33 protein-coding genes and 3 pseudogenes are annotated in these 23,475 nt (G+C 70.0%); 19 read left to right on the top strand and 17 right to left on the bottom strand.

What is annotated here, in order from left to right; all coding sequences use genetic code 11:
- Positions 1 to 41 precede the first annotated feature (41 nt).
- Positions 42 to 668 (bottom strand): RAD55 family ATPase, encoded by a 627-nt coding sequence (locus AOZ13_RS08475; RefSeq protein ID WP_021780340.1) that lies wholly within the window; start codon positions 666 to 668, stop codon positions 42 to 44.
- Between the two features lie 27 nt (positions 669 to 695).
- Entirely contained in the window at positions 696 to 1,307 is a 612-nt protein-coding gene (locus AOZ13_RS08470; protein WP_049934031.1) for a nucleotide-binding protein, read from the bottom strand.
- Between the two features lie 73 nt (positions 1,308 to 1,380).
- Between AOZ13_RS08470 and pyrB the strand changes: the two genes are divergently transcribed.
- From pyrB to AOZ13_RS08440, 6 genes are all read left to right on the top strand, one after another.
- Positions 1,381 to 2,304, top strand: a complete 924-nt coding sequence (gene pyrB, locus AOZ13_RS08465) for an aspartate carbamoyltransferase (protein ID WP_049934029.1) — start codon at positions 1,381 to 1,383, stop codon at positions 2,302 to 2,304.
- Positions 2,301 to 2,765: an aspartate carbamoyltransferase regulatory subunit gene (pyrI, locus tag AOZ13_RS08460; protein WP_021780337.1), complete on the top strand. Its 465-nt coding sequence runs from the start codon at positions 2,301 to 2,303 to the stop codon at positions 2,763 to 2,765. Before pyrB ends, pyrI begins: the two co-directional genes overlap by 4 nt.
- Positions 2,766 to 2,988: 223 nt before the next feature.
- Positions 2,989 to 3,819: a hypothetical protein gene (locus tag AOZ13_RS08455; protein ID WP_021780335.1), complete on the top strand. Its 831-nt coding sequence runs from the start codon at positions 2,989 to 2,991 to the stop codon at positions 3,817 to 3,819.
- Between the two features lie 226 nt (positions 3,820 to 4,045).
- Positions 4,046 to 4,981: a sulfite exporter TauE/SafE family protein gene (locus AOZ13_RS08450; protein WP_021780334.1), complete on the top strand. Its 936-nt coding sequence runs from the start codon at positions 4,046 to 4,048 to the stop codon at positions 4,979 to 4,981.
- A gap of 45 nt (positions 4,982 to 5,026) precedes the next feature.
- The gene (locus tag AOZ13_RS08445; RefSeq protein WP_020220878.1) at positions 5,027 to 5,206 is read left to right on the top strand and encodes a hypothetical protein; all 180 of its coding nucleotides are present in this window, start codon (positions 5,027 to 5,029) and stop codon (positions 5,204 to 5,206) included.
- Positions 5,207 to 5,333: 127 nt separating this feature from the next.
- A complete protein-coding gene (locus AOZ13_RS08440) occupies positions 5,334 to 5,750 on the top strand; it encodes an RNA-binding protein (RefSeq protein ID WP_020220879.1) in 417 nt (138 codons plus the stop codon).
- A 70-nt stretch (positions 5,751 to 5,820) separates the two neighbouring features.
- Here the strand turns inward: AOZ13_RS08440 and AOZ13_RS15895 are convergent.
- A pseudogene (locus AOZ13_RS15895) lies at positions 5,821 to 5,934 on the bottom strand (DUF7501 family protein); the annotation flags it as partial.
- Between the two features lie 82 nt (positions 5,935 to 6,016).
- Here AOZ13_RS15895 and AOZ13_RS08430 point away from each other — a divergent pair.
- From AOZ13_RS08430 to AOZ13_RS08410, 5 genes and pseudogenes are all read left to right on the top strand, one after another.
- The gene (locus AOZ13_RS08430) at positions 6,017 to 6,721 is read left to right on the top strand and encodes an RNase P subunit p30 family protein (RefSeq protein ID WP_020220880.1); all 705 of its coding nucleotides are present in this window, start codon (positions 6,017 to 6,019) and stop codon (positions 6,719 to 6,721) included.
- Positions 6,705 to 7,303, top strand: a pseudogene (locus AOZ13_RS08425) (class I SAM-dependent methyltransferase). The gene AOZ13_RS08430 and the pseudogene AOZ13_RS08425 overlap by 17 nt, the downstream one beginning before the upstream one ends.
- Positions 7,300 to 7,778, top strand: a pseudogene (locus AOZ13_RS08420) (Rpp14/Pop5 family protein). Before AOZ13_RS08425 ends, AOZ13_RS08420 begins: the two co-directional pseudogenes overlap by 4 nt.
- A 6-nt stretch (positions 7,779 to 7,784) precedes the next feature.
- Positions 7,785 to 8,552: an archaeal proteasome endopeptidase complex subunit alpha gene (gene psmA / locus AOZ13_RS08415; RefSeq protein ID WP_021780330.1), complete on the top strand. Its 768-nt coding sequence runs from the start codon at positions 7,785 to 7,787 to the stop codon at positions 8,550 to 8,552.
- A gap of 273 nt (positions 8,553 to 8,825) precedes the next feature.
- Entirely contained in the window at positions 8,826 to 9,551 is a 726-nt protein-coding gene (locus AOZ13_RS08410; protein ID WP_020222424.1) for a ribosome assembly factor SBDS, read from the top strand.
- Positions 9,552 to 9,561: 10 nt separating this feature from the next.
- On the opposite strand, the gene AOZ13_RS08405 is transcribed toward AOZ13_RS08410, so the two are convergent.
- From AOZ13_RS08405 to AOZ13_RS08395, 3 genes are all read right to left on the bottom strand, one after another.
- Positions 9,562 to 10,149: a helix-turn-helix domain-containing protein gene (locus tag AOZ13_RS08405; RefSeq protein ID WP_148286763.1), complete on the bottom strand. Its 588-nt coding sequence runs from the start codon at positions 10,147 to 10,149 to the stop codon at positions 9,562 to 9,564.
- 82 nt (positions 10,150 to 10,231) lie between these two features.
- Positions 10,232 to 10,591 carry a group I truncated hemoglobin gene (locus tag AOZ13_RS08400; RefSeq protein WP_020222426.1) on the bottom strand — a complete coding sequence of 120 codons (360 nt, stop codon included), beginning with the start codon at positions 10,589 to 10,591 and terminating at the stop codon, positions 10,232 to 10,234.
- Between the two features lie 108 nt (positions 10,592 to 10,699).
- Entirely contained in the window at positions 10,700 to 11,020 is a 321-nt protein-coding gene (locus AOZ13_RS08395) for an FUN14 domain-containing protein (protein WP_020222427.1), read from the bottom strand.
- Positions 11,021 to 11,121: 101 nt separating this feature from the next.
- Here AOZ13_RS08395 and AOZ13_RS08390 point away from each other — a divergent pair, with 101 nt between their 5' ends.
- The 3 genes from AOZ13_RS08390 to AOZ13_RS08380 all read left to right on the top strand — a co-directional run bounded on the left by AOZ13_RS08390 (position 11,122) and on the right by AOZ13_RS08380 (position 13,006).
- On the top strand, positions 11,122 to 11,433 hold the full coding sequence (locus tag AOZ13_RS08390; RefSeq protein ID WP_020222428.1) for a DUF7116 family protein: 312 nt from the start codon (positions 11,122 to 11,124) through the stop codon (positions 11,431 to 11,433).
- Positions 11,434 to 11,497: 64 nt separating this feature from the next.
- Complete coding sequence (locus AOZ13_RS08385) at positions 11,498 to 12,037, top strand: mechanosensitive ion channel domain-containing protein (protein ID WP_020222429.1); 540 nt, start codon at positions 11,498 to 11,500, stop codon at positions 12,035 to 12,037.
- A 45-nt stretch (positions 12,038 to 12,082) separates the two neighbouring features.
- Positions 12,083 to 13,006 (top strand): metal-dependent hydrolase, encoded by a 924-nt coding sequence (locus AOZ13_RS08380; protein ID WP_021780328.1) that lies wholly within the window; start codon positions 12,083 to 12,085, stop codon positions 13,004 to 13,006.
- On the opposite strand, the gene AOZ13_RS08375 is transcribed toward AOZ13_RS08380, so the two are convergent.
- A complete protein-coding gene (locus AOZ13_RS08375) occupies positions 12,991 to 13,296 on the bottom strand; it encodes a DUF5518 domain-containing protein (RefSeq protein ID WP_021780327.1) in 306 nt (101 codons plus the stop codon). The genes AOZ13_RS08380 and AOZ13_RS08375 overlap by 16 nt on opposite strands.
- A 175-nt stretch (positions 13,297 to 13,471) precedes the next feature.
- Between AOZ13_RS08375 and AOZ13_RS08370 the strand changes: the two genes are divergently transcribed.
- The 4 genes from AOZ13_RS08370 (at position 13,472) to AOZ13_RS08355 (ending at position 15,798) form a co-directional block, all read left to right on the top strand.
- Positions 13,472 to 14,104 carry a hypothetical protein gene (locus tag AOZ13_RS08370; protein ID WP_049934027.1) on the top strand — a complete coding sequence of 211 codons (633 nt, stop codon included), beginning with the start codon at positions 13,472 to 13,474 and terminating at the stop codon, positions 14,102 to 14,104.
- Complete coding sequence (locus AOZ13_RS08365; RefSeq protein WP_020221326.1) at positions 14,101 to 14,760, top strand: hypothetical protein; 660 nt, start codon at positions 14,101 to 14,103, stop codon at positions 14,758 to 14,760. The genes AOZ13_RS08370 and AOZ13_RS08365 overlap by 4 nt, the downstream gene beginning before the upstream one ends.
- An 85-nt stretch (positions 14,761 to 14,845) precedes the next feature.
- Entirely contained in the window at positions 14,846 to 15,541 is a 696-nt protein-coding gene (locus AOZ13_RS08360; protein WP_020221325.1) for a S26 family signal peptidase, read from the top strand.
- Between the two features lie 53 nt (positions 15,542 to 15,594).
- Positions 15,595 to 15,798 carry a dodecin gene (locus AOZ13_RS08355; RefSeq protein ID WP_020221324.1) on the top strand — a complete coding sequence of 68 codons (204 nt, stop codon included), beginning with the start codon at positions 15,595 to 15,597 and terminating at the stop codon, positions 15,796 to 15,798.
- A gap of 145 nt (positions 15,799 to 15,943) precedes the next feature.
- Here AOZ13_RS08355 and AOZ13_RS08350 read toward each other — a convergent pair whose 3' ends face one another.
- The 6 genes from AOZ13_RS08350 to AOZ13_RS08325 all read right to left on the bottom strand — a co-directional run bounded on the left by AOZ13_RS08350 (position 15,944) and on the right by AOZ13_RS08325 (position 19,599).
- The gene (locus AOZ13_RS08350; RefSeq protein WP_020221323.1) at positions 15,944 to 16,582 is read right to left on the bottom strand and encodes a hypothetical protein; all 639 of its coding nucleotides are present in this window, start codon (positions 16,580 to 16,582) and stop codon (positions 15,944 to 15,946) included.
- Between the two features lie 27 nt (positions 16,583 to 16,609).
- Positions 16,610 to 16,975: a HesB/IscA family protein gene (locus AOZ13_RS08345; protein WP_020221322.1), complete on the bottom strand. Its 366-nt coding sequence runs from the start codon at positions 16,973 to 16,975 to the stop codon at positions 16,610 to 16,612.
- A 77-nt stretch (positions 16,976 to 17,052) separates the two neighbouring features.
- Complete coding sequence (locus AOZ13_RS08340) at positions 17,053 to 17,259, bottom strand: hypothetical protein (RefSeq protein ID WP_021780325.1); 207 nt, start codon at positions 17,257 to 17,259, stop codon at positions 17,053 to 17,055.
- 60 nt (positions 17,260 to 17,319) lie between these two features.
- Entirely contained in the window at positions 17,320 to 18,597 is a 1,278-nt protein-coding gene (hisD, locus tag AOZ13_RS08335; protein ID WP_081706783.1) for a histidinol dehydrogenase, read from the bottom strand.
- Between the two features lie 66 nt (positions 18,598 to 18,663).
- Entirely contained in the window at positions 18,664 to 18,918 is a 255-nt protein-coding gene (locus AOZ13_RS08330; protein ID WP_021780323.1) for a hypothetical protein, read from the bottom strand.
- Positions 18,919 to 19,356: 438 nt separating this feature from the next.
- On the bottom strand, positions 19,357 to 19,599 hold the full coding sequence (locus AOZ13_RS08325) for a hypothetical protein (RefSeq protein WP_020222578.1): 243 nt from the start codon (positions 19,597 to 19,599) through the stop codon (positions 19,357 to 19,359).
- A 298-nt stretch (positions 19,600 to 19,897) separates the two neighbouring features.
- Here AOZ13_RS08325 and AOZ13_RS08320 point away from each other — a divergent pair, with 298 nt between their 5' ends.
- Positions 19,898 to 20,140, top strand: a complete 243-nt coding sequence (locus AOZ13_RS08320; protein WP_020222577.1) for a hypothetical protein — start codon at positions 19,898 to 19,900, stop codon at positions 20,138 to 20,140.
- Positions 20,141 to 20,145: 5 nt separating this feature from the next.
- On the opposite strand, the gene asd is transcribed toward AOZ13_RS08320, so the two are convergent.
- From asd to AOZ13_RS08300, 4 genes are all read right to left on the bottom strand, one after another.
- On the bottom strand, positions 20,146 to 21,177 hold the full coding sequence (gene asd, locus AOZ13_RS08315; RefSeq protein WP_020222576.1) for an aspartate-semialdehyde dehydrogenase: 1,032 nt from the start codon (positions 21,175 to 21,177) through the stop codon (positions 20,146 to 20,148).
- A 49-nt stretch (positions 21,178 to 21,226) separates the two neighbouring features.
- On the bottom strand, positions 21,227 to 21,406 hold the full coding sequence (locus AOZ13_RS08310; protein ID WP_020222575.1) for a 30S ribosomal protein S17e: 180 nt from the start codon (positions 21,404 to 21,406) through the stop codon (positions 21,227 to 21,229).
- A gap of 71 nt (positions 21,407 to 21,477) precedes the next feature.
- On the bottom strand, positions 21,478 to 22,236 hold the full coding sequence (locus tag AOZ13_RS08305) for a beta/alpha barrel domain-containing protein (protein WP_049934024.1): 759 nt from the start codon (positions 22,234 to 22,236) through the stop codon (positions 21,478 to 21,480).
- Positions 22,229 to 23,386 carry a 2-phospho-L-lactate transferase CofD family protein gene (locus AOZ13_RS08300; RefSeq protein WP_021780320.1) on the bottom strand — a complete coding sequence of 386 codons (1,158 nt, stop codon included), beginning with the start codon at positions 23,384 to 23,386 and terminating at the stop codon, positions 22,229 to 22,231. The genes AOZ13_RS08305 and AOZ13_RS08300 overlap by 8 nt, the downstream gene beginning before the upstream one ends.
- Between the last annotated feature and the right edge of the window lie 89 nt (positions 23,387 to 23,475).

The raw sequence follows: 23,475 nt of genomic DNA, 5'->3' as shown, positions 1-23,475 counted from the left end.
CGGCCCGCCGTTCGTCCGTTTTTCGACCGGCGAGCCGTGCGTCAGGCGATGTCGCGCGAGGTGTCGATGCCGACGCGTTCGCCGAGGTCGAGCTTGATCGTCTCATCGAGCGCGCGTCCGCCGCGGAACTTCGGGACGGCGAGGGTGTTCTCGACGTCGTTCCCGGTGATGGTCGTCCGCAGGCGGAACGCGACGTCCGCGAAGTGGATCGTCGCGTCGCGTAGCTCGGGAACGTGCTCTCCGCGGAGACCGTGGAGGACGGCGACGCTTCCCGTGTTGTGCATGTGGTTCTGCAGTTCGGAGAGGAAGGTCTCGTAGCGGGGGCGGTCGGTGCGTTCGAGCGCGTCGATCGGGTCAACGATGAGCGTTTCGCCCTCGCCGAGATTCCGGAAGAGCCGCCGGCCGTCGTCGAGCGGTGCGTCGTTCGATAGGTAGCGGACGTCGGGTCCGTTCGACGGGACGACGGCGCGTTCGAACACGTCGCGGACGGCGTCCTCGGTCCGGTCGGCGGTCAAGTAGAGGGTGTTGCGTGGTTCGGCGAACTCGTGGAGGAGAAGCTCCCCCTGACTCGCGGGCGGCGACTCGTAGACGAGGAGGCTGCCGGCCGGGAGCCCGCCATCGAGCTTCCGGTCGAGGACGTCGATGCCCGTGGGGAGCCGATCCGCCATAGTGTGTTAGTACGGCGGAGAGCGTTGTTAAGGGTTCGGACCGAGCGTATTCGCGAGGGCGTCGTAGGCGGCGTCCACGTCGGCGTCGTCGAACGGTCTCGACGAGGGGGGAATCGGAACGGTGGGCGCCGCGACGGCGCGCTCGATCCCCCGCACGTCCCCCGCGGTGGCGACGACGGCGCACCCGACGACGGGCGTGCCGAGCGCGCGGGCGAGCGCCGCGCTCTTCAGGCCGTTCCGGACGGCGTCGCGCTCGGCCGTGGTGACGACGACGCAGGCGTCCGCGGCCGCGAGCGCCGCGCCGACGTCCGCGGCCGCCCCGGCGGCCGTGTCGACGAGCACCGGGCGATCCGCGGGGAGCGCGTCGAGGTAATCGTCGGGCGCGACGTCGCCGCCAGCGAGCACGTCCACGCCGGGGAGCGCGGGCGCGGGTTCGGCGCTGGCGTCGAGAGTCGTGCCGGCGGCGACGTCGGCGACGCCGTACTCGCCCGGCGTGTCGGCGTAGAGGTGGCAGTTCGGCATTCCGCGATCGGCGTCGACGACGAGCGGACGGCGTCGTCGGCGGACGTAGGCGGCGGCGAGACGGAGCGCGGTCGTCGTCTTCCCGACGCCGCCCTTTCCGCCCGCGATGGCAAGCATGGCCACGGGTGGCGTCCCCATCCGAGAAGAAGGTTCGGGAGGTTCAAGGCGCCCGCGCGCGGGAGTAGTGACGATGCGCCACGACCACCTGCTCACCGCGAAACAGCTCTCGCGGGCGGACATCGAGGCGGTCTTAGCGCGCGCGCGGGAGTTCGCGGACGACCCCGCCGCGCACGCGGACCGACATCCGGGGGCGCTGCTCGCGCTCTGCTTCTTCGAGCCGAGCACGCGCACGAAGATGAGCTTCGAGACGGCGGCGAAACGCCTCGGCGGCGACGTCATCGACATGGGCGCCGTCGAGGACTCGTCGGTGAAGAAGGGCGAGTCGCTCGCGGACACCGTCCGCGTCGTCGAGGGGTACGCGGACGCGATCGCCCTCCGGCATCCGAGTCAGGGCGCGGCGCGCATGGCGAGCGAGTTCGTCGACGTCCCGCTCGTGAACGCGGGCGACGGCGCGGGCCACCACCCGAGCCAGACGCTCCTCGATCTCCACACGATCGCCGAGAACGCGGGTCTCGACGACCTCACCATCGGCGTCATGGGCGATCTGAAGTACGGGCGGACGGTCCACTCGCTCGCGCACGCCCTCACGAACTTCGACGTCCGGCAGCATTTCATCAGCCCGGAGAGCCTTCGGCTCCCGCGCTCCGTCCGCTACGACCTCCACGAGGCCGGCGCGAACGTCCGCGAGCACGAGGAACTGGAGGCGGTACTCCCCGAACTCGACGTGCTCTACGTGACGCGCATCCAGCGCGAGCGCTTCCCCGACGAGGAGGAGTACGAGAAGGTGGCGGGACAGTACCGCATCAGCGCGGAGACGCTCGACGCCGCGAAGGACGACGTCGCGGTGATGCACCCGCTCCCCCGGATCGACGAGATCGACCCGGAGATCGACGACCTCCCGAACGCGACGTACTTCGATCAGGCGCACAACGGCGTCCCCGTCCGCATGGCGCTCCTCGATCTCCTCCTCGAAGACGGAGGTGGCGACGAATGACCGAGAAAGACACCGAACTCCGCGTCTCGAAGATCCGCGACGGCACCGTCATCGATCACGTCTCAGCCGGCGAGGCCCTCCACGTCCTCGCCATCCTCGGCATCGACGGCAGCGGCGGGGAGAGCGTCAGCGTCGGCATGAACGTCCCGAGCGAGACGATGGGTCACAAGGACATCGTGAAGGTCGAGGGCCGCGAGATGAGCGAGGCCGAACTCGACGTCCTCTCGCTCATCGCCCCCGACGCCACCGTCAACATCGTCCGCGACTACGAGGTCGCGGAGAAGACCCAGATCGAGCCGCCCGAGCAGGTCACGGGGCTTCTCACGTGCCCGAATCGCCACTGCATCACGAACGCGGGCGAGCCGGTCGCGACCCGCTTCGACGTCATCGACGACGGCGTCCGCTGTGCGTACTGCGAGACCATCGTCCGCGAGGACATCACCGACCATCTCGCGGTCTGAGCGCATCGCGCGACGCTCGCGTCCCGAAAAGGTATAGTGGTCCGACGTGTAGCGGTTGCGTATGCGCACGTCCATCAAACTCGCCCTCGCACTGGTGTTGATCGTCCTCGTCTACAAGCTCGTCGTCGGCGGCGGCGCGCCCGAGGACGACATCGACCGGATCGACTGATCGGCGCTCTCGCGGAACGAACGCTTTAGGCGCCCGGCGCTCCCATCCGGGCGTATGTACGGTATCGTCACGCGGAACGCCGAGGAGCTGGAGTGGCCGGAGTTCGACGTCGGGTTCTACGAAGTCAAGCGCGTCACCGGCCAGCACGGCGATCCCGTCGAGGGCGCCGTCAACCTCGTCTCCTGCTTCGCCGACACCGCGAGCGCCGCGACCGAGGAGGAGGTCGTCGCGCTCGACGCGTCCGGCCGTCCCGCGACGAAGGACCATCCCGATCTCGACTCCGGCTACGTCTGCCCGAGCGCCGAGGGCTACCGCGACGGTCTCCTCGAAGTGATCGAGGCCTGCACCATCCCGAGCGACGACGTCCGCCTCGACGAGGTGGGATTCCCCGGCCGTGAGTTCTGTCGCTGCGAGCGCTGCGAGGCGGCGTTCGCCGAGAGCGAGTACGACGACCGGGAGGCGTGGCGCGCCTCCGTCATCACCGACTTCGTCGCGGACGCCCGCGAGCGCGTCCCCGGCGACCTCTACCTCACGCTCCACGCCGACCCCTTCCCGGGCCACCTGCTGGCGCGCTCGGGAATCGACCTCGACGCGCTCGCCGCGCACGTCGACGAGTTCGTCGTCCCGCTCTACGACACCGCGTACGGGACGACGTACTGGCTGGAGAGCCTCGCGTCGGGCTTCGCCGACCGGGTGCGCGATCTCGACGCCCGCCTCGGCGTCGAACTCTACGCGGTCGATCCGGAGGTGGACGCGCTCGCGGACGCCGCGGAGACGGTCGAGGAGTACGCGGACGGCGTCTACTTCGGCTATCAGTCCGGGAACGCCCGCGCGGTGCTGCGCCGCTGGGACGCGGAGGCGCGAGAGGGCGTCGAGTGGGGATAGCGACGTGGCGGCGACCATCGGGAGTCGCCACGTCGAAGCGAACGGGACAGTATTCTCCGGAACCGACGACGACCGGCGAGCCAACGCGATGGCCGAGAAGGCCGCGAGACCGTCCTTCGCCGTCGTATCCGAGTGTCCGCGCCGTCGTCGCTTTCCGCGATGGTCGCCCGCTCGGACGGGGTTTCCCGTGTCGCGCCCGTATCGCGTGTAGCGAGGTTCATCTGTCGTGAGTTCACCTACACGCCGCGCGTCCGCGTTCGTCGGGCACCTCCGCGAGCGACGGTACCGAGAGCTGTTGATGGCGTTCGCGGCGCTCGCCGTGATCGCCGGAACCGTCGCCCTCTTTCCGGGTATGGAGGGCGTGACGAAGGGCATTCAGAGCGGGGTGACGCTCCCGCTGTTCGCGTTCCTGCTCGTCGTCGCGGTGTTCGCCGGGGCGGTGAAGGGGGCGGTCGGGTTCGGGTACGCGCTCATCACGACGCCGATCTTCGCGTCGGTGATCGATCCGACGATGGCCGTCGTCGTGCTCGCGATCCCGCCGTGGATGATCAACGTCTTTCAGGTCGGCGAGACGAACACCGGTCTCGACTACGTTCGACGAGAGTGGCAGCTCGTCGCGCTCGCGCTCGTCGGGAGCGTCGTCGGCGTGTACGTCCTCGCGTCGGTCTCGACGGGTCCGATCGTTCCGTTCCTCATCGGGATCATGCTGCTCGGCTACGCCATCTATCAGCTCGCGTCGTCGTTCGTCGTCGTCGAGGGCGCACACCACCCCGTTCTCTTGGGGGTCTTCGGCCTGCTGGAGGGGTTCTTCCTCGCGGTCGCGAACCTCGGGCCGCTCCTCCCCGCCTACCTCCACACGTTCGAACGCGACCGCGAGCGCTACATCGGCGGACTCTCGATGGTGTTCACGGTCGTCTTCACGGCGCGGATCGTCCAGATGGCGTTCTTCACGGACCTCCTGACGGCGTATCGGCTCTGGCTGGGCTGTGCGCTCGCGGTCGTGACGCTCGTCGGCCTGCTCGTCGGGACGGCGCTGCGCCGCGTCGGAATCGACGAACGCCGCTTCGACTGGGCGGTGACGGCGATGCTCGTCGCCATCGGGCTGAACATCCTCCGCAAGACCGGGCCGGCGGTCGTCGGGCGCCTCCTCGGCGGGTTCTGAGAGCGAATCGGGGCGCTTTTGCGTGGTCCCCACCGAACGCGGAGTATGAGCTTCGAAGAAGGCGATTCCGTGGTCCTTCACGACGAGCACAGCGAGTTCGACGGCGAGACCGGCGAGGTCACGCAGAAGGTCGAGACGATGTTCGGCGACGCGAACTACACCGTCGCCTTCGAGGACGGCCAAGAGCAGGGCGTCCCCGAGGACAACCTCGAAGCCGCCGAGTAACGCGAGTCGGAGCGGGAGACGGAACGCGGAAGACGGCCGCACGTGCACTCGCGGCGAGTCGCGTCGAGCGGGGGGACGCGACGAGCGGAATCGTGCGCTTTTCACGCTTCGCCCCGTACGCCCGCCCATGAGCGTTCCCTTCCACTACGTCGATCTGCGCACGTTCTGTTACGACACGGAGGACGAGGCGCGCGTCGAGCGCGCGCTCAGACACTTCCTCCCCGAGGAGTTCGAGGTGCAGCGCGCGGAGAGCACCGGTCACAACGGCGATCGGATCGTCGTGCTGTCGGCGCGCGTGGAGACGGCGGACGACGTCCGGCACGTCCTCGATCGCCTCCGCGACGGCGCGGACATCGATCGCCTGCGCGAGGAACTCGACCAGCGCGTGAACGAGAACTGCGCGTTCATGGCGCACCTCGACAAGCAGGCGGCGTTCGGTGGCGAGACGCGCCTCGGGGAGGGCATCTCCTTTCGCGCGAAGGTCGAGGCCTACCCCGCGAAGCGCGAGGCCGCGGTGGAGAACGCCCGCGACGCGCTCGCGTAAGCCGACCACTCGCCGCCGACGTCCTCGGCGGCGTTTTCGCGCCACGTCTCGACGGTCCCTCGCAGTCGGGGGTCGCCTCGACGTGGTCGATGAAGCCCGCGCCGCCGTTCTCGATGGCGGCGCCGCACCGCGGACACTCCCGCGGGTCGTCCCAATCGACGTCCACCGGATCGACGTCCGACATGTGCGGCGCTTCGTTCCCTCGACGCGAAACCGTGGTGGCGGAGACCGCATCGTTTTACCGGCCGCCGCGCGTGTGTCGCGACATGTACGAGGCGGTCACCGCGACGCCGGACGGCGAGAGCACGGTGCGGCGCTTCGCCGCGACGGCGGCCCGAGACGGGTTCGACGGGATCGTCGTCCGGAACGCGGACGCGGCCGATCCCGCACTCGACGCGGCGGCCGTCCGGGACGCGTCCGATATCGACGCCGTGGACGCGACGGAGATCGTCGCCGACGACCCGACGGGCGCGAGCGGCGCGCTCAGCGAGGCGCGACGCGATCACACGCTCTTGCTCCTCCGGGGCGGCACGCCGACGCTCAACCGCTTCGCCGCGGAGGAAGAACGCGTGGACGTCCTGACGAAGCCGATGGCCGGCCGGGGCGACGTCAACCACGTCATCGCGCGGGCGGCGGCGGACCACGGCGTCCGCGTCGAGTTCGACTTCGGGCCGGCGTTGCGGAAATCCGGCGGTCCGCGCGTGCAGGCGCTCCGCGGCCTCCGCAAGCTCCGCGAACTCGTCGAGCAGTACGACGTCCCGTACGTCGTCTCGGGGTCGCCCGCGTCCCACCTCCAGTTGCGCGCGCCGCGGGAACTCCGCGCGCTCGGCGAAGCCGTCGGATTCGACGCCGAACAGGTCGAGGCGGGACTCGACGAGTGGGGCGTCCTCGCGGAGCGAAACAGACACCGGCGCTCCGCCGACTTCATTGCGCCGGGCCTCGAACGCGGACAGTATGAAGCGGAGCGTTGAGGAACACGCCGAGCGCTTCGACGCGCTCGCCGCCGACTACGACGACGAGGAGAGCGACGAGTACGCGGCGTGCCTCCGCGCGACCATCGCGCACGCCGATCCCGAGCGCGATGACGTCGTCCTCGACCTAGGCTGTGGCACGGGCGCGGTCGCGCTCGCGCTCGCCGACGAGGCCGCGCGCGTCGTCGGTCGCGACGTCAGCGAGGGAATGCTCGCGCAGGCCCGCGAGAAGGCCGCGAACCGTGGTCTCTCGAACGTCGAACTCGGCGAGGGACGCTTCCGCGAGCCGAACGTCGAGGGGTCGATCGACGTCGTGACGTCGAACTTCGCGATGCACCACCTCGACGACGCGGCGAAGCGCGACGCCATCGACACCGTCGCCGACCTCGACCCGTCCCGGATCGTCCTCGGCGACGTGATGCTGTGGGAGGGGGGCGGGGACGCGGACTTCTACGACCCCGCGGTCGACGACCCGGCCACTGTCGGCGTGCTCGTCGACGCGTTCACGGACGCGGGGTACGCGATCACCGAGACCGAGTTCGTCCACGCCCGCGCGGCGTGCTCGTCGCGGAGCGACTGTGAAACACCTCCCGAAACACCTCCGGCCGCGGTGGCGCTACCTCCTCGTCGGGATCGAGGCGTGGCCGGACGCCGACGTCGGCGGCGGGACTTCCAGCGCAGCGTCTGGTTCGCCGCGCAGAACCTCCTCGGGGACGCGGCGAGCGCGGACGCGGACCTCCGCGTGCTGTCCTACGAGTTCGGCGACGGGGAGGGCGAGGCGGTCGTGCGGGCGCGGCGGGGGTACGTCGAGGAGGCACGCGCGGCGCTCGCGTGCGTCGACGCCGTGCGCGACGATCCCGTGGGAATCCGCGTCCGGGGCGTCTCCGGCACGGTCCGTGCCGGTGAAGAAAGGTATTTAGGACGCGCGCGTGAAAATTCGGCAGAGGAAGCCGTCGTGTTCAGGAACGCCACCACGCAGGCCGTCAGCCGCGACGGTCTGGTTGACGTCACGATCGACGGTGGGTTCGTGGGCGCGACTCGCTCTGATTTGGAGTGACACATCATGCAGGGACAAGCCCAACAGCAAGCGTACGACCGAGGTATCACTATCTTCTCGCCCGACGGCCGGCTGTATCAGGTCGAGTACGCGCGTGAAGCCGTCAAGCGCGGGTCGGCCTCCATCGGCATTCGCGCCGATGACGGCGTAGTGCTCGTCGTCGACAAGCGCATCCGCTCGCCCCTGATGGAGGAGACGAGCGTCGAGAAGATCCACAAGGCGGACGACCACATCGGCATCGCGTCCGCGGGGCACGTCGCCGACGCCCGCCAGCTCATCGACTTCGCGCGCCGCGACTCGCAGGTCAATCGCGTGCGCTACGACGAGCCGATCGGCGTCGAGAACCTCACGAAGGACATCACCGACCACATCCAGCAGTACACGCAGGTCGGCGGCGCGCGCCCGTTCGGCGTCGCGCTCCTCATCGGCGGCATCGAGGACGGCGAACCGCGCCTCTACGAGACGGATCCCTCCGGGACGCCGAACGAGTGGAAGGCGCTCGCCATCGGCTCCGGTCGGGACGACATCCAGCAGTACCTCGAAGACGAGTACAGCGAGGACGTCGCGCTGGAGGACGCCGTCGGTCTCGCGCTCGCCGGTCTCGGGCAGGTCCACGACGACGGGCTGACGCCGGAGGGCATCGGCGTCGCCACCGTCGACGCGGAGTCCGGCTCCTTCATCGAACTCACCGACGACGAGATCGAGGAGTACCTCGTCGACAACGACCTCCTCGCCGACGAGGACGAGGAGAGCGACGACGAGCAGTCCGAGTAATCCCGAACTCCTTCCCCGCTTTTCCGACGGCGAGCAGTGGCGACGCCGTTCGCGCTCGTGTTTCCGTCGTCCCACGGAGACGACGCGGCTCGCGTCTCGCATCGCTCGCGCTCGTATTTCCGTCGTCCCACGGGGACGACGCGGCTCGCGTCTCGCATCGCTCGCGCTCGTGTTTCCGTCGTCCCACGGGGACGACGCGGCTCGCGTCTCGCATCGCTCGGTTCCACGCCCGTCCCCGGAAAGGCCTTGAATCACCCGCCGCAACTACCGGCCATGATCTCGCTCGACGAGGCCGTGACGGCCCGCTTGGAGTCGCACGGCGAGCGCTTCGAGGTGCTCGTCGATCCGGACGCCGCGCTCGCGATCAAGCGCGGGGAGTTCGACGGCGAACTGGAGGACGTCATCGCCGCCCGCGACGTCTTCGAGAACGCCAGTCGGGGCGATCGGCCGGCCGAGGAGGACTTGGAGACGGTGTTCGAGACGACGGATCCGATGGAGATCATCCCCGAGGTCATCGAGGAGGGGGAGATCCAGATCACGGCCGAGCAGCGCGAGGAGATGCAGGAGCGAAAGCGCAGACAGCTCATCAACACCATCGCGCGCAACGCGGTGAACCCGCAGATGGACAACGCGCCCCACCCGCCCGAGCGCATCGAGTCCGCCCTCGAACAGGCGGGGTTCACGGTCGACCCGATGGAACCCGTCGAGGCGCAGATCGACGACGCGCTCGACGCGCTGCGTCCCGTCATCCCCATCCGCTTCGAGGAAGTGACGGTCGCGGTCAGCCTCCCCGCGGATTACGCGGGCTCGGGGCAGGCGCAGATCCGCGAGTTCGGCGAGCTCGAACGCGAGGAGTGGCAGTCCGATGGCTCGTGGGTCGGCGTCCTCACGTTCCCCGCGGGGATGCGAAACGAACTCTACGACCTCGTCGCCGAGGTCACGAGCGGCGAGGGCGAGACCCGCGTCATCAAGGACAAGGACGAGCTGAGCACCCGGTAGGACCGGTCGATCAGGGAACGCGGAGGTGTCGTTTCACGACGCGGCCCTCGGCACGCTGGAGGAGGCCGCTGAGCGTCGACTTCGCGACGCCGGCTTCCGCGGCGAGTTCGGTGAGCGTCGCGCCCCGCGGGTGGTCGTAGTAGCCGCGCTCGACGGCGAGTTCGAGGAGTTCGTGCTGGCGCTCGGTGAGGAGTGCGGGGTCGCGGCCGGCGTCGTCGCGAACGCGCTCGAGTCGGTAGTCGACGCCGCGCGCGTCGAGTTCGTCGCCGAGGCGCGAGAGGTCGTCGCGAGCGGCGGTGAGCGTCCAGTTGGCGACGCCGTCGCGCACCTCGAAGGGGAGTTCGAGGGGGACGCGCGCCGATCGGAGCGCGCGCAAGAGGAGCGGGGCGCTCGTCTCGAAGCGAACGAGCGTCCCGCCGTCGCCGTCGTGGAGGACGTCGACGGTGCGCAGGACGTCCGACGATTCGACGGCGTCGCGAACGGCGGGCAGGTCGGGTCCGGAGATTTCGACGAGCCCGATACCGCCGTCCGCGGTACCGGGAAACGCGGCGAGTACGCGAAAGCACACGTCGGGGTAGCGCCGGGAGATCGGGCGCACCCACATCCCCTCGGGGGAGATCGACGGCGAGTTCGGCGCGGATCACGGCGGGCATTGGGACTCGATGGCGATAACGGCCGCGCTATCGACCGACGATGGGGTCTTTCAGGTCGGCGACGGCGCCGAGGATCGTCTCGACGTGCGGCTCGTCGACGCCGTTCTCGCGGAGCGCGGCCTCGAGGTAGTCGGCGACCGTGTCGAAGTCCGCCGGAGCGATCCCGAGGTGGTCGTGGGCCTCGCGCATGTCCCGTCCGTCGTACTCGACTGGTCCGCCGGCGACGGCGCTGATGAACCGGACTTGGTGAGCGAACAGCGCCTCCGGATCGGTGTCCGCGAAGTAGTGTTCGAGATCGTCGTCGTCGAAGACGCGGTCGTAGAAATCGGAGACGACGGCCTCGACGGCCTCCCGTCCCCCGATCGCGTCGTAGGTGTTCGTTGGCATACGATACAGTATCAGAACCACGGGACCGCGAAGGTATCCCCGAACATGTTCGTGGCGATCGGCGGTGTCACGCACCACGGTTTCGGTCGGGATCCGCGCGGGGACGCACTACCCCTTCCGGAAGCCGAGGAGGAAGCCGCCGGTGAAGCCGGCGGAGATGGAGAGCGTCGAGAGGATCGACATCATCCACGAGGGGGGCGTCGAGGAGGCGGCGTCCCGTCCGGCGCTCACGAGGCCGGCCGTGAGTCGGTCCCACTTGACGAGGAGGATTCCGCGCGATTCGAGGAACGCGAAGAGCGCGAGTTCGATACCGATGAGGAGGGCGATGAGCTTCGCGACCTTCTTCGCCGCGAATCCGACGACGCCGCCGATGACGGCACCGGAGCCGAAGTGGAGACCGAGCTGTCCGGGATCGATGCTGAGGGCCATACCCGTCGTCTGGTCGCCTCGGCGCATCACTCTTGTGGAGCGCCGACGAGCGCGGCCGCCGCAACAACAGTTATTACCCATGCACCCCTATACCGCGATAGATGGTACCGAGTAGCACGCCGCCGTCGGACGAAGCGCGGGAGATATTCACCGACCTCGGGTACGAGGTCACCGGCGACGCGGGCAACAGCTTCCGCGCCGCACGCGAGTGGAAGGAGATCGACGTGCTCGCCGTGACCGACGACGTGCGCACCGAGGGCGACGACCGGATGCGCTGTTTCGTGACGTGGAACGACCACGTCGACCGGCTCGAACGCGCGCTCGTCGCCGAGGACCACGGCGAAGAGTGGGCGGTCATCGGCGTCGCCGAGAACGGCGACTACGAGGTCGCGCGCGCCCCGCCGACGGCCTGACGTCACCCCGTCACCCGCACCCGCGGGCCGTAGCTATTTGTCCGATCCGGTCGACGGCCCGACCATGTCGACACTCACGGGTATCGTCACGGACACCCTCTCGCAGTTCATCGACGGCATCGTCGCCGCGCTCCCGAAGATCGTCGCGGGCGTCGTCTTCCTCGTCGTCTCCGCGATCGCGATCCGTCTCGTCACGTGGGCGGCCGCGACCGTCGTCTCGCGCACCACCGACCAACCGATCTACGTCCAGTTCGTCCGCACGATCACCGGCGTCTGCCTCTGGTTCGGCGCGCTCCTCGCGTTCCTCACGCTCGTCGGACTGCCCGGAATCGCCGCCGCGCTCGGCACCGCCTCGGGGTTCCTCGCGCTCGGCATCTCCTACGCGCTCAGCGGCATGCTCGCGGACGCCGTCGCCGGCGTCTACCTCCTCCGCGACCCCGACTTCAACCCCGGTGATCACGTCGTCGCCGGCGACACCGACGGCACGGTGCGCGAGATCGAACTCCGCAAGACCCGCTTCGACGTCGACGGCGACGTCGTCGTGCGCGCGAACGCCGAGGTCGAGAAGAAGTGGACGAGGAAGGCCGCGGGCGAGTCGGAGTGACGAACCGGCGAGCCACGTAAAGCCGTCCGTCCCCTCTCGGAACACGTGTTCATCGGACACGAGGCGCTCGCGTTCGCCCTCGTCGCCCTCGCGGCCGCCCGCTACGGACTCGGGCGCGAGCGCGCGCTCGCGCTCGGCGTCGCCGCCGGCCTCTTCGCCGCCGTCCCGGACGTCGACATGGCGTACGCGCCGCTCGGTCTCATGACCGTCCACAGCGCGAACGCGCTCGCCGCCGCCAACGCCTTCTGGGGCGCGAGCACGGAGATCCACCGCGCCGTCACCCACTCGCTCGTCGTCGCTCCGTTCGCCGCCGCGATCTTCGCCCTCGCGGCCACGCGAGATCGACGCGGTCGCGCGCTCGCCGGTCTCGGGGCGCTCGCGCTCGTCGGCGTCGTCGCCGTCCTCTCGGGTCCCCTCGGTGCGGCCGTGACGGTCCTCTACGCTCTCACCGGTCTCGCCATCGCGGTGTTCGCGCGCCGTCGCCTCGACCTCGGCCCGCGCGCGCTGGCGGCGACCGCGCTCGTCGGTCTCGTCACGCACCCCTTCGGCGACCTGCTCACGGGGACGCCGCCGGACTTCCTCTACCCCCTCCCGTGGCGCCTGTTCGCCGCGCGCCCGCGGCCGTTCGTCGACCCGACGCTCGATCTCCTCGCGGCGTTCGCGCTCGAACTCGCCTGTCTCTGGATCGGCGTTTACGCCTATCATCGCGTCTCGGGTATCGCGATCCGCGAGCGCCTGCACGGCCGCGCGGCGGCGGGCGTCGCCTACGCGCTCGCCGCGCTCGTCATCGCGCCGCCGACGCTCGACGTCTCCTACCCGTTCGTCTTCAGCGTCGTCGCCGTCGGCGCCGTCGGCATCGTCGAACCCGTGGAGCGACGCCTCCCGCCGCTCGCGGACGCCGTCGTCACCGGTCTCGCGTCCGTCACCGTCGCCGGCGTCGCCTACGCGCTCGCCTACCTGCTACTGTGAGTGCGCGCCGGCGCGACGCGGGGCGCCCCCGCTCCGTCCGGCCAGCCACCCGCCGACGCGGCGCCGGCGGCGCCGCCGAGCGCGCCCGTCCGGGTGCCGACGCCGTCGGTCGTACCCGTCTCCCGCCGGGCGAGGTAGCCGGCGCAGAGGCCGCAGACGACGACCGGCGCGAGCGCCAGTTCGGGGCCGGTCCGCGCGTAGCCGAGGACCGTGAGCGGTAGCGATAACAGGCCGGCGGGGAGCGCGTACGTCCACGCGCCGCCGGGGAGTCGATCCGTCGGGAGGGCCATGCGTCGCGGTACGGCCACTCGTGACAGAAACGTTGGTCGGGGCTGGGCGGCGAGGCGGCCGCGCGTCCGGGAGATCGGAGAACGGAGCGACCGCGCGGCGACCCCGACGTCGCTCCCGACGCGCGGGTCGGGCCCGGTATCTTTGTAACACGGCCCCTCGAAGCGTCGCGGAACGATGGAAGGGAAGCGTCTCGGCCGCGTGCTGGAGACGGAGCGCACGAACGCCGCGCTCGGATGGATGCTCGTCGCGCTCGTCGTCGCCGTCGCGTGCGCGAGCGTCTGGGACCGCGATCTCGCGTGGACGGCGTTCTGCGTGGCCGTCGCCGCGCTCGCCGTCGTCCCGCCCGTCGCCTATCGGAACCGTCGCGTGATGCTCCCGTGGGAGGTGCTCGTCGTCGCCTTCCTCCCCGTCCTCGGGCACGTCCTCGCGACGTGGTGGCTGACGACCGCCGTCGCCACCTACCTCTCCGTGGCGGCGCTCGCGCTCGTCCTCGTCGTCGAACTCGACGTCTTCACGACCGTCCGGATGACCGACGGCGTCGCCGCGTTCGTCGTCGTCGTCACCACGATGGCCGTCGCGGGTCTCTGGGCGGTCGTCCAGTGGCTCAGCGACCGCTCCCTCGGGACGACGCTCGTCTACGTCTCCCGACCCGTCACACCGGCCGTCGACACCGCCTCGCTCCACGCGCTCATGTGGGACTTCGTCGCCGCGACCGCCTGTGGCGTCGTCGGGGCCGCGCTCTTCGTCCTCTACTTTCAGCGTCGCGTCCGCGCGGACGAACGTTTCGCCGCGGAGGTGGCGCGATGAGGGTCCGCGATCGCCTCGGAATCTCGAAGCGCCGCCAGACGCAGTTCGCCCACGCCCTCCAGCTCTGCCTCGTGGGCTTTTGCTTCGTCGGCGCCTACGAGGGCCAACTCGGCGTCATCGTCAACGCTGCCGTCGGTCTCGGCGTCTCCTCCCTCCCCGCCGTCCTCGAACGCGACTACGGCGTCCCGATGGATCCCGCGCTCGTCCTCTGGGTCACGCTCGCCGTCTTCCTCCACGCCCTCGGCACCGTCGGCGTTCCCGGAACGGGGTCGTTCTACCGGAACGTCTGGTGGTGGGATCACCTCACGCACACCCTCTCGTCGTCGGTCGTCGCCGCGGTCGGCTACGCGGCCGTCCGCGCCATCGACGAGCACACCGAGTCCGTCTACTTCCCGCCGGCGTTCCTCTTCGCCCTCCTCTTCGTCATCACGCTCGCCTTCGGCGTCCTCTGGGAACTCATCGAGTTCGCCACCTCCGAGGTCGCGACGCTCCTCGGATCGACGAGCGTCCTCACCCAGTACGGCGTCACCGACACGATGCTCGATCTCGTCTTCGACACCGCGGGCGCCCTCGTCGTCGCCGTCGGCGGGACGACCTACCTCTCGGGCGTCATCGACGCGCTCACGGCCCGCCTCGACGCCCGTCGCGGGACGTGATCAGACCAGACCAGACCAGCCTCCGGCCCGCCACCGACGGGCGTAGACGAGAAGGTTGATAGCCGCAGCGACGGTCCACACGCACATGTCGGACGACGACGTTCCAGACCCGCGCGACGGCCCGCTGGCGGCGCTCCGGTGGATCCGTCGGACCGATAACGAGGCGGTCGTCATCGCGCGCGAGGTCGTCAGCAGCGCGCTCGTCGTCGCCCTCGTCGGACTCCTCCTCTTCGCGGTGAGCGGCCTCTGGCCGCCGCTCGTCGCCGTCGAGTCCGGGAGCATGACGCCACACCTCCAGAAGGGCGACCTCGTCTTCGTCATCGAGGAACACCGCTACGACGGTGACGCCGGCTACGCCCACACGGGCGTCGTCACGCATCGAACGGGCGCCCAGACCGGCTACGCGACGTTCGGCGAACCCGGCGACGTCCTCGTCTACCGGCCCGACGGGAACGGACGGGCGACACCGGTCATCCACCGCGCCCGCTTCTGGGTGTCGAAGGGTGAGAACTGGTACGGCGAGGCGAACCGCTCGTACGTCGACGGCGCGTCGAGCTGCGACGAGGTCGACTACTGCCCCGCCCCCCACGCCGGGTTCATCACGAAGGGCGACTCCAACGGCTACTACGATCAGGTCCGCGACATCTCCTCGCCCGTGAAGCCGTCGTGGATCAAGGGTACCGCCGCGTTCCGCGTCCCGTGGCTCGGTTGGGTCCGACTCGCCGTCACCGGCGAGGCGACGCTCTCCGTCGATGACGGCGGCGTCACCGCCGCGGTCTGAGCGACGTGCCGCCGGCGACCACATTTAACACGGCCGACGCTATGGGAGCAGGTATGGTCTACAAGAAAATCGATCTCGTCGGCACCAGCACCGAGAGCTTCGACGACGCCGTCGACGACGCACTCGATCGCGCCGAGGAGACGCTCGACGACGTCTCGTGGGCCGAAGTCATCGAACAGCGCGTCGGGATCGAGGGGCGCGACGAGCGACAGTATCAGGTCGAAGTCGAAGTCGCGTTCGCGCTCGACGACGACTGACGAGCGCGCCGTCATCGGGGCAGTCCGGCGACGCGTCGCGCTCGCCTCAACGCGGTTCGCGGCCCCTCGCTGACGCTCGGACCCGCGCTGCTCACGGGTCGCGTTGCTCCCCGTTCGCTTCTCCGTGATCTACACGAGATCACGCTCACTGAAACCCGCGTCCACCACTCACGTAGTCCGTGCGGGAGGGCGGTTCCTCCTCGCCGTCGCCCTCCAACACGGGGAGATCGAGGAGCCGGTAATACGCGCGGTAGGCCCGCGTGACCGTCGTCGTGACGGCGCGGACGGCGGCGTCGAAGTCCTCGGCCGCGAAGCGCCCGCCGGGATAGAGCCGACGGTGGAAGTAGAAGTCCGCGAGCGCGCCGTTGCGCGTATAGTGCGGTTCGTAGCTCACGTCCGCGGTATCGCAGTCCGACTCGATCTCGTCGACGACCTCGCTCATCCCGTCGGCCTCGTCGATGACGGCGCGCGCCGCGACGCGTCGCTCCGGTTCGTCACCGTCCTCGTAGGCGACGTCGCGCGACGCGTACTCCTCGACGTCGGGTTCACCGAGTTCGAACGCGAGCGCCTGCACCGGCGAGTGATGCGAGGTGACGTAGAGGTAGTCGGCCGACGCGGGACCGTACACCAGAAACGGCTCGTCTGACGCCGTCGTGAAGCGATAGCCGCGACACGAGGCGCCGTGACGGTCCGTGAACGACTCTAAGGTGCCCTCGTGGGTGTGTCGGGCGGCCTCGGCGTAGCCCGCGACGGTCCCGAGGGCGTCCGCTCGCGTGGTGGGCATACCGGACGGTGGGGGAGCGGGCCTAAATCAGGTCCGGAAGGACTCGCCGCAGCCACACTCGGCTTCGACGTTCGGGTTCTCGACGTTGAACCCGGCGGCCTGCAATCCGGACTCGTAGTCGAGTTCGCTGCCCGCGATGTACTGCTCGCTCGCCGGATCGACGAAGACGCGGAGACCGTGGGCATCGACGACGATGTCATCGTCCTCGGGCGCGTCGTCGAAGCGCATGCCGTAGGAGAGGCCCGCACAGCCGCCCTGCTGGACGAACAGCCGCAGGCCCGCGACGTCCGTGTCCATGCCTTCGCCCTCTAGCAGCGAGAGGGCCTGCGACGCGGCGTCCTCGGTGACAGTGACCGTTCGGGTCTCCGCGCCACCGTCGGCAGTCGTACTCATGTCTAGGACCACGTCGCCCAGAAGGATAATTGTAACGTCGGTTCGCGCGACCGCCGGTTTCTGCGAGCCGCCACGACTCAGAACGGCGCCGGTCCGCCTGCTTCCGTGAGGAGGACGGCGAATTCGGCGAGCGAAAACGAGAGGTAGGCGAGTGCGGGCGCGACGAGCGACCCGCTGCGGTCGTACGCGAACGCGGCGACGGCGACGAGGAGGAGGGCGGCGACGCCGACGGTGGCCGCGACGTCACGGCGCGGCGGGAACCGTGTGGGCGTGTGCTGGGGCATATCAGTACGTCCCCGTCGGCGTGCGTAACGGCCGCGGGGGTTTCGAGCGCCGAGGCCGACTCACTCCTCGCCGGCGAAGCGCGCGTCGACGCTGTACTCGTGGCCTTCCAGTCCCTCGGCGTCCGCGAGCGTCGTGACGGTGTCGCGGAGGTCGGCGAGCGCGTCTCGATCGAGGCGCTGGACGGTGCTCGCGCGGAGGAAGGTGTCCACGCTCAGTCCGCCCTTCACCTTCGCGCCCGCGTTCGTCGGGAGGACGTGATTCGTCCCCGTGGCGTAGTCGCCCGCCGCGACGGGCGTGTACGGCCCGAGGAAGACGCTCCCGGCGTTGTCGATGCGTTCGAGGATCGACTCGTCCGCCGCGGCCTGAATGGAGAGGTGTTCGGCGGCGTACTCCTCGGCGAACAGCACGGCCTCGCTCATCGAGCGCGCGTGGAAGACGCCGCTCGCCTCCGAGGTGAGCGCTTCCTCGATGACGTCGGCGCGCTCGCGGTCGGCGAGACCGTCAGCGAGGGCCGCACAGATCTCGTTCGCCGTGTCCTCGTCGTCCGTGACGGCGACGACGGACGCCTCGGGGTCGTGTTCGGCCTGCGCGAGCATGTCCGCGGCGACGAACGATGGATCACTCGTCTCGTCGGCGACGACGCAGACCTCGGAGGGACCCGCCAGAAAGTCGATCTCGACGTCCCCGCGCACCTCGGCCTTCGCCGCCGTCACCCACTTGTTCCCGGGACCGACGACCAGCTGAGTGCGATCGACCGTCTCGGTGCCGTACGCGAGCGCGGCGATGGCCTGCGCGCCGCCCGCAGCGTACACTCGGTCCGCGCCCGCGGCGTGCGCAGCTGCGAGCGTCACGGGGTGCATCACCTCCGCCGGCGGCGTCGCCACCGCCACCTGCTCGACGCCCGCGACCGTCGCGGGGACGACGGTCATCACGACGCTGGAGGGGTAGGTGGCCGCGCCGCCCGGGACGTACGCGCCGACGCGCTCCACGGGGCGGAAGCGCCGCCCGAGTTCGCGCCCGTCGAACGTCTCCGTCCAGTCCGCGGGCAGTTGGGCCTCGTGGAACTCGCGGACGTTCGCGACCGCCGTCTCGATCGCGTCGCGAACGTCGTCGTCGATCTCGTCGTACGCGCGTTCGGCCTCGTCCGTGACGTCGATGTTCCCCACGTCCACGCCGTCGAACTCGCGCGCGAACTCGCGCAGCGCGGCGTCGCCCTCGTCGCGGACGCGCGAGACGATATCGCGGACGTCGCCCCGGACGGCGTCGACGCCGGCGTCGCGCTCGAACAGCGCGCGCCGTCGCGCCGGCCCGAGATCCGCGAGCGCCTCGGCTTCGATGGTCATACGTGATCCGTCGAGCGGGCGGCGGTAAACCGTTACGCTACCACCGGCCGCTCCCGAGTCTCAGTCCCCGCGGCGGAAGGCGAGGCTGTACATCCGGCCGGCGTCCTCGCTCTCGAGGAGCGTCGTCTCGCGCTTGACCGTCCGCCCCGCGCTCGCGAGGAGGCGGCGCAGGTGGCGCGCCGGGTAGAACGTCAGCGCGTCCTCGCCGTACGCGAGCGAATGCGCGGCGTGGTCTTCGTTGTCACCTACCTCGCGTCGGACGACGGACCGGTGACGTCGGGAGATCGCCGCCGAGAACGAGGAGTTCGATGCCAAGCAGGCCGTCGAAACCGCCGGCGAGAGCCTGCGCGAACGAGCGGTTCGGAGAACCCGGTAGTTCGCGCGATTCACCGAGCGCTCCGCGCTCGGGCCAAGGAGGGTGCGAAGCACCCGACGCAGGCTTTTGGTCGAGATTTTGCAAGCGAGCAGAGCGAGCGCTGCAAAAGGTCGACGTGTACTGCCCGGAACACTAACGACCGGCCTCATCCCGGGGCGGCGTGCCGCGTCGGCCGGGAAACCCTCGTGCCGGGCAGGATCGCCGCGGGGTCAGTTGGATCCGCGGGGGGCGTGACGTGCCCCGGTCGCGCGACTCGCGTCGCGGCATGCTGCGCGCCCGGGTTCTCCACGCGTCATCGCACCCGGAGCGGGTCGGCTCGGGTGGGGACTAGAGGCGCGCAGAAACACGTACGGAGGGGACGGGTTTGAGGGCTACGCTTACGCTCGTACGTCAGCGTCGTTCGCGTCCTCGTCGAGCTGATAGACCTGCTCGCGGGTGGCGCAGACGCCGCAGACGCACTCGGCGAGTCCGACCTCGGCGAGTTCGGCGAGCGCGTCACGCGCTTCGTCCTCGTCGACGCGGGCCTCGGTCGCCACTTCGGCGGGCGAGAGGGGACCGCGGTTGTCGAGGACCACGCGGGCGAGCTTCGCGTGGCACGAGAGGGAGACGGTGCCGCTCATACCGCGACGTTGCCGATGCCCGCCAAAAACCCTTGCCTTACCGGCGAGGACGGCGTCCGTCGGGCGTACGGGCGGCGTTCGCGGCTATCGGAACGGTCGGTCAGCGCGCGATCGCGTGACGGAGAGCGGGCTACGAGGCCGACGGCGGACGCGTCGCACGCTCGGCGAGCCACGAACCGCCGCGGAGGAACGGCGTCCCGACGCGAGGAACGCGGCGTCGTGTATCGCATATCGACGTTCGTCCACTGCCGGCGTCTCGGCACAAAGATTGATAGTAGTTGGCGTGCAAAGTGTTCGCATGGAACAGTCGCAGCTGGACGTCGACCGATACGTTCCGAGCGACTACCTCAAGCGCCAGTTGCTCTCCGGGTCGATCGAGACGCTGACGCTCCACGAACGCGTCGCCGACCCGGGCGACACCTTCGAGGTCCACGGGGCGACGTTCGAGATCACGTCGGTAGAAGTGCGCGACGCGGCGGACTTGGACGCCCCCGACGAGGACGGGAACGCCGTCGTCCACTTCTTCGAGCGCGTGGCGTAGGGGACCTAGAGCCAGCCGTCGCGGTCGAGCAGTTCGCCGTTGAGCAGCGAGGCGCCCGCGGCCCCGCGGAGCGTGTTGTGCGCGAGCGTGTTGTACTGGATGCCCGCGGACGTCTCCTGCACGCCGCCGGCCGCGACCGCCATGCCGTCGCCGAGGAACCGATCGAGGCGCGGCTGCGGGCGGTCCGGTTCGTCGAACGTCTCGATCAGCGGGTCGGGCGCGGTGTGCAGGTCCTGCGTCGCCGCGCTCTCGAAGGCCTCGTAGACCTCCGCGACCGTCGGGTCCTCGCCGAGTTCGGCCCAGACGTTCTCGAGGTGGCCGTCGAGCGTCGCGACGCGGTTACACGACGCCGACACCTCCACGTCGTGCCACTCCACTCGACTGCCGTCGAAGTCGCCGAGGAGCTTTCGGGACTCGGTCTCCATCTTCTCCTCCTCGCCGCCGATGTACGGGATGACGTTGTCGAGGATCTCCATGGACGTCACGCCGGAGTAGCCCGCCCCGGAGACGGCCTGCAGAGTCGAGACGTGGACGCGCTCCAGACCGAACGAGTCGAGCGCGGCGAGCGTCGGGACCATCGTGATCGTCGAGCAGTTCGGGTTCTTCACGAGCGCGCCGTCCCAGCCGCGCCGATCGCGCTGGACCTCGATGAGGTCGAGGTGGTCGGGGTTGACCTCGGGGATGACGAGCGGGACGTCCTCGGCCCCGCGCTCGTTCGAGGAGTTCGAGGAGACGACGTAGCCCGCCTCGCAGAAGTCCGACTCGACGCGCTCGGCGACCGAGGAGGGCAGCGAGGAGAAGATCAGGTCGACGTCGTCGGGAACGGCGTCGGGTTCCGTCTCGACGACGTCGACCTCGGCGACGTCCTCGGGGATGGGCGTGTCGACCCGCCACTTCGCGGCCTCGTGATACGGCTTTCCGGCGGAGGACTCGGAGGCGGTCAGCGCGGCGATTTCGAACTCCGGGTGCCCGGAGAGCAACTGGATGAATCGCTGGCCGACAGCACCGGTGGCTCCGAGTACGGCGACGCGTGTCATTACCTCACGGAAGACGTGAGGACGACAAAGTGGCTTCGATTTCGGCGGCCTAGTTGCGCTTGTGCGTGATGTAGCCCGCGATGCGGTTGCGGACCTCCTTCGACTCGATGTTGGTGAGTTCCGTGACCGCTTCCTTGTTGTGCTCGAAGTCCTGTCGGCTGAACGCGTCCGGGTATCGTTCGAGGAGGATGTTCCCCGTCTTCTTGACGTAGTCGGGCTTGATGGCCATGGTCGGGGTTCGACCGGCGGGCGTTAAAGCGTTCTGTATTCGACTCTCCCACGGCGCCGCGCCCGATCGGCTCACTCTCTCTCGTTCGCGAACCACTCCTCGACGGCGTCGCGCACCCGCTCGCGGACCGCCCGGTCGTCGCTCGGTCGCCCGATCGAGACCGCGTCCGCACCGTACGCGAGGTACTCGCGCACCGTCCGGCGATCGCGGACGCCGTTGTTCGCGATCAGGAAGCCATCGAAGGCGTCGCGAACGCTCGCGACGACGCCCTCCGAGTCCATCGCATCGACGTGCAGGACGTCTGCACCGGCCGCGTCGAGGTCGCGCGCGAGCGACGGGAGATCGACGCCCGGCACCTCCGCGCGGACCTTCACGCTCGTCGTCGCTCCCTCGTCGCCCGCGGCCGACACGAGGTCACAGAGCCGCTCACCGTCCGCGAGCAGCGTCTCGCCCGCGCCCGCCGCGCACATCTCCGACTGCCGGCAGTGGGCGTTCACCTCGCAGATCGCGTCGCGCGCCGCGCAGACGCGCGCGACTGGCCGGATCGCGCCCGGCGTCGTCGCCCGGACGTTCACGCCCGCGTCGATCGGCGCGTCCGCGAGTCGGTCGAGTTCGTCCGCGACGAACGCCACGGGGTCCGCGGGGAGGAACTCGTTCCTGTCCCGATCGGCGGCCATCCCCTCTGCGGCCGTTCTGGTCGGTTCGTCGACCGCGACTCCCCCGAGGAACGCGAGGCCGGCCTCTCCGCAGGCTTCGCGCGCCCAGTCGGCGTCGGCCTCGCCGGAGAGGCTGGCGAGCGCGACCCGCGGATGGACGTCCACGTCATCCATCGACGGCCTCCAGCGCGTTCGCGCAGGCCCGCGCGACGCGCGCCGCGTCCGCGTCGTCGTCCATCCGCGTGTCCGTCCGGACGACCGGCCGGTCGAGCGCGGTCGAGTCCGCGGAGTCGAGGACGAACGCGTCCGCGAAGTCATAGGCCTCCGCGACGCCCGCGGTGCTCGGCTCGCGACCCGTCGCGCGCATCAGGTCGTCGGCCGGGCCGCTGAACACTTCGTCCTCGACGAACGGCGAGACGGCGACCACGGTCGTCTCGCGGAGCGCCTCGCGCACGCCGTCGAGCGCGAGCAGCGGTCCGAGGCTCGTCACCGGGTTCGACGGGCCGACGATCACGGGTTCGCACAGCGCCTCGCGCACCGCGTCGGTCGGTTCGGCGTCCACGGCGCCGCGGAACTCGACGCCCTCGATCGCGACGTCCGCGCGTCGGCCCACCCAGAACTCCTGAAAGTGCATCGTCCCCTCCGCCGCGTGGCTCGCGGCTTCGCCGCTCGCTCGTTCCGCGCCGTCGCTCTGCGCCGCCGCGTGGCTCGCGGCTTCGCCGCTCGCGCGTTCCGCGCCGTCGCTCTGTTCCGACGCGTGGCTCGCGGTTTCACCGCTCGCGCGTTCCGCGCCGTCGCTCCCCTCCGCCGCGTGGATCAGCGTCGCCACCGGATCGTCGCTCATCGGCAGCAGGGTGATATCGAGGTCGAAGGCGTCCGCGAGCGTCCGCGTGACCTCGGTGAGCGTGCGCCCCTCGTCGAGGAGGCTCGTCCGCAGGAGGTGGACGGCGCGGTCCCGATCGCCGATCGTCATGAACTCGCGCGCCGCGGAGAAGCGCCGCCAGCGCGCGATGTCGCGCCCGCTCGTCTGCGCCTCGGCGTCGAGATAGCGCGGTCCCGCGTCGAGACCCGCCCGATCGGCGAGGCGTTCGAGTTCGTCGTGGGTCTCGTGAGTGTCGCCCTCGATTCCCCACCAGAACTCCCGATCGAGGACGCCGCCGCGATCGAAGAGCACCGTGTCGAGGTCGGGCGAGACGAGGAACCCACCGATTTCTACGTCGTCGCCGGTGTTCGCGACGACCGTCGTCTCCGCCGGATCGAAGACGTCGCGCGCGCCGGCGAGGAGCTTGGGGGTTCCGGTCCCCCCGGAGAGGAACGTCGGCATGCGTTCGAAAAGGGTCGACGGCGAGTAAACGCTTGCGTCAGCGGCGGGAGAAGGAGGGAACTACGCCGGCGCGTTCGACGTGGTCGTCG

This window comes from Halarchaeum acidiphilum MH1-52-1, from assembly GCF_000474235.1.
Taxonomy (GTDB): domain Archaea; phylum Halobacteriota; class Halobacteria; order Halobacteriales; family Halobacteriaceae; genus Halarchaeum; species Halarchaeum acidiphilum.
This window is presented reverse-complemented; position numbering and strand designations above follow the sequence as displayed.

What these genes read in the sequence shown, in the direction of transcription:
- AOZ13_RS08475 (WP_021780340.1), bottom strand. Translation starts at nt 668, where the DNA reads ATGGCGGATCGGCTCCCCACGGGCATCGACGTCCTCGACCGGAAGCTC.
- AOZ13_RS08470 (WP_049934031.1), bottom strand. Translation starts at nt 1,307, where the DNA reads ATGCTTGCCATCGCGGGCGGAAAGGGCGGCGTCGGGAAGACGACGACC.
- pyrB (WP_049934029.1), top strand. Translation starts at nt 1,381, where the DNA reads ATGCGCCACGACCACCTGCTCACCGCGAAACAGCTCTCGCGGGCGGAC.
- pyrI (WP_021780337.1), top strand. Translation starts at nt 2,301, where the DNA reads ATGACCGAGAAAGACACCGAACTCCGCGTCTCGAAGATCCGCGACGGC.
- AOZ13_RS08455 (WP_021780335.1), top strand. Translation starts at nt 2,989, where the DNA reads ATGTACGGTATCGTCACGCGGAACGCCGAGGAGCTGGAGTGGCCGGAG.
- AOZ13_RS08445 (WP_020220878.1), top strand. Translation starts at nt 5,027, where the DNA reads ATGAGCTTCGAAGAAGGCGATTCCGTGGTCCTTCACGACGAGCACAGC.
- AOZ13_RS08440 (WP_020220879.1), top strand. Translation starts at nt 5,334, where the DNA reads ATGAGCGTTCCCTTCCACTACGTCGATCTGCGCACGTTCTGTTACGAC.
- AOZ13_RS08430 (WP_020220880.1), top strand. Translation starts at nt 6,017, where the DNA reads ATGTACGAGGCGGTCACCGCGACGCCGGACGGCGAGAGCACGGTGCGG.
- psmA (WP_021780330.1), top strand. Translation starts at nt 7,785, where the DNA reads ATGCAGGGACAAGCCCAACAGCAAGCGTACGACCGAGGTATCACTATC.
- AOZ13_RS08410 (WP_020222424.1), top strand. Translation starts at nt 8,826, where the DNA reads ATGATCTCGCTCGACGAGGCCGTGACGGCCCGCTTGGAGTCGCACGGC.
- AOZ13_RS08400 (WP_020222426.1), bottom strand. Translation starts at nt 10,591, where the DNA reads ATGCCAACGAACACCTACGACGCGATCGGGGGACGGGAGGCCGTCGAG.
- AOZ13_RS08395 (WP_020222427.1), bottom strand. Translation starts at nt 11,020, where the DNA reads ATGGCCCTCAGCATCGATCCCGGACAGCTCGGTCTCCACTTCGGCTCC.
- AOZ13_RS08390 (WP_020222428.1), top strand. Translation starts at nt 11,122, where the DNA reads ATGGTACCGAGTAGCACGCCGCCGTCGGACGAAGCGCGGGAGATATTC.
- AOZ13_RS08385 (WP_020222429.1), top strand. Translation starts at nt 11,498, where the DNA reads ATGTCGACACTCACGGGTATCGTCACGGACACCCTCTCGCAGTTCATC.
- AOZ13_RS08375 (WP_021780327.1), bottom strand. Translation starts at nt 13,296, where the DNA reads ATGGCCCTCCCGACGGATCGACTCCCCGGCGGCGCGTGGACGTACGCG.
- AOZ13_RS08370 (WP_049934027.1), top strand. Translation starts at nt 13,472, where the DNA reads ATGGAAGGGAAGCGTCTCGGCCGCGTGCTGGAGACGGAGCGCACGAAC.
- AOZ13_RS08365 (WP_020221326.1), top strand. Translation starts at nt 14,101, where the DNA reads ATGAGGGTCCGCGATCGCCTCGGAATCTCGAAGCGCCGCCAGACGCAG.
- AOZ13_RS08360 (WP_020221325.1), top strand. Translation starts at nt 14,846, where the DNA reads ATGTCGGACGACGACGTTCCAGACCCGCGCGACGGCCCGCTGGCGGCG.
- AOZ13_RS08355 (WP_020221324.1), top strand. Translation starts at nt 15,595, where the DNA reads ATGGTCTACAAGAAAATCGATCTCGTCGGCACCAGCACCGAGAGCTTC.
- AOZ13_RS08350 (WP_020221323.1), bottom strand. Translation starts at nt 16,582, where the DNA reads ATGCCCACCACGCGAGCGGACGCCCTCGGGACCGTCGCGGGCTACGCC.
- AOZ13_RS08345 (WP_020221322.1), bottom strand. Translation starts at nt 16,975, where the DNA reads ATGAGTACGACTGCCGACGGTGGCGCGGAGACCCGAACGGTCACTGTC.
- AOZ13_RS08340 (WP_021780325.1), bottom strand. Translation starts at nt 17,259, where the DNA reads ATGCCCCAGCACACGCCCACACGGTTCCCGCCGCGCCGTGACGTCGCG.
- AOZ13_RS08325 (WP_020222578.1), bottom strand. Translation starts at nt 19,599, where the DNA reads ATGAGCGGCACCGTCTCCCTCTCGTGCCACGCGAAGCTCGCCCGCGTG.
- AOZ13_RS08320 (WP_020222577.1), top strand. Translation starts at nt 19,898, where the DNA reads ATGGAACAGTCGCAGCTGGACGTCGACCGATACGTTCCGAGCGACTAC.
- asd (WP_020222576.1), bottom strand. Translation starts at nt 21,177, where the DNA reads ATGACACGCGTCGCCGTACTCGGAGCCACCGGTGCTGTCGGCCAGCGA.
- AOZ13_RS08310 (WP_020222575.1), bottom strand. Translation starts at nt 21,406, where the DNA reads ATGGCCATCAAGCCCGACTACGTCAAGAAGACGGGGAACATCCTCCTC.
- AOZ13_RS08305 (WP_049934024.1), bottom strand. Translation starts at nt 22,236, where the DNA reads ATGGATGACGTGGACGTCCATCCGCGGGTCGCGCTCGCCAGCCTCTCC.
- AOZ13_RS08300 (WP_021780320.1), bottom strand. Translation starts at nt 23,386, where the DNA reads ATGCCGACGTTCCTCTCCGGGGGGACCGGAACCCCCAAGCTCCTCGCC.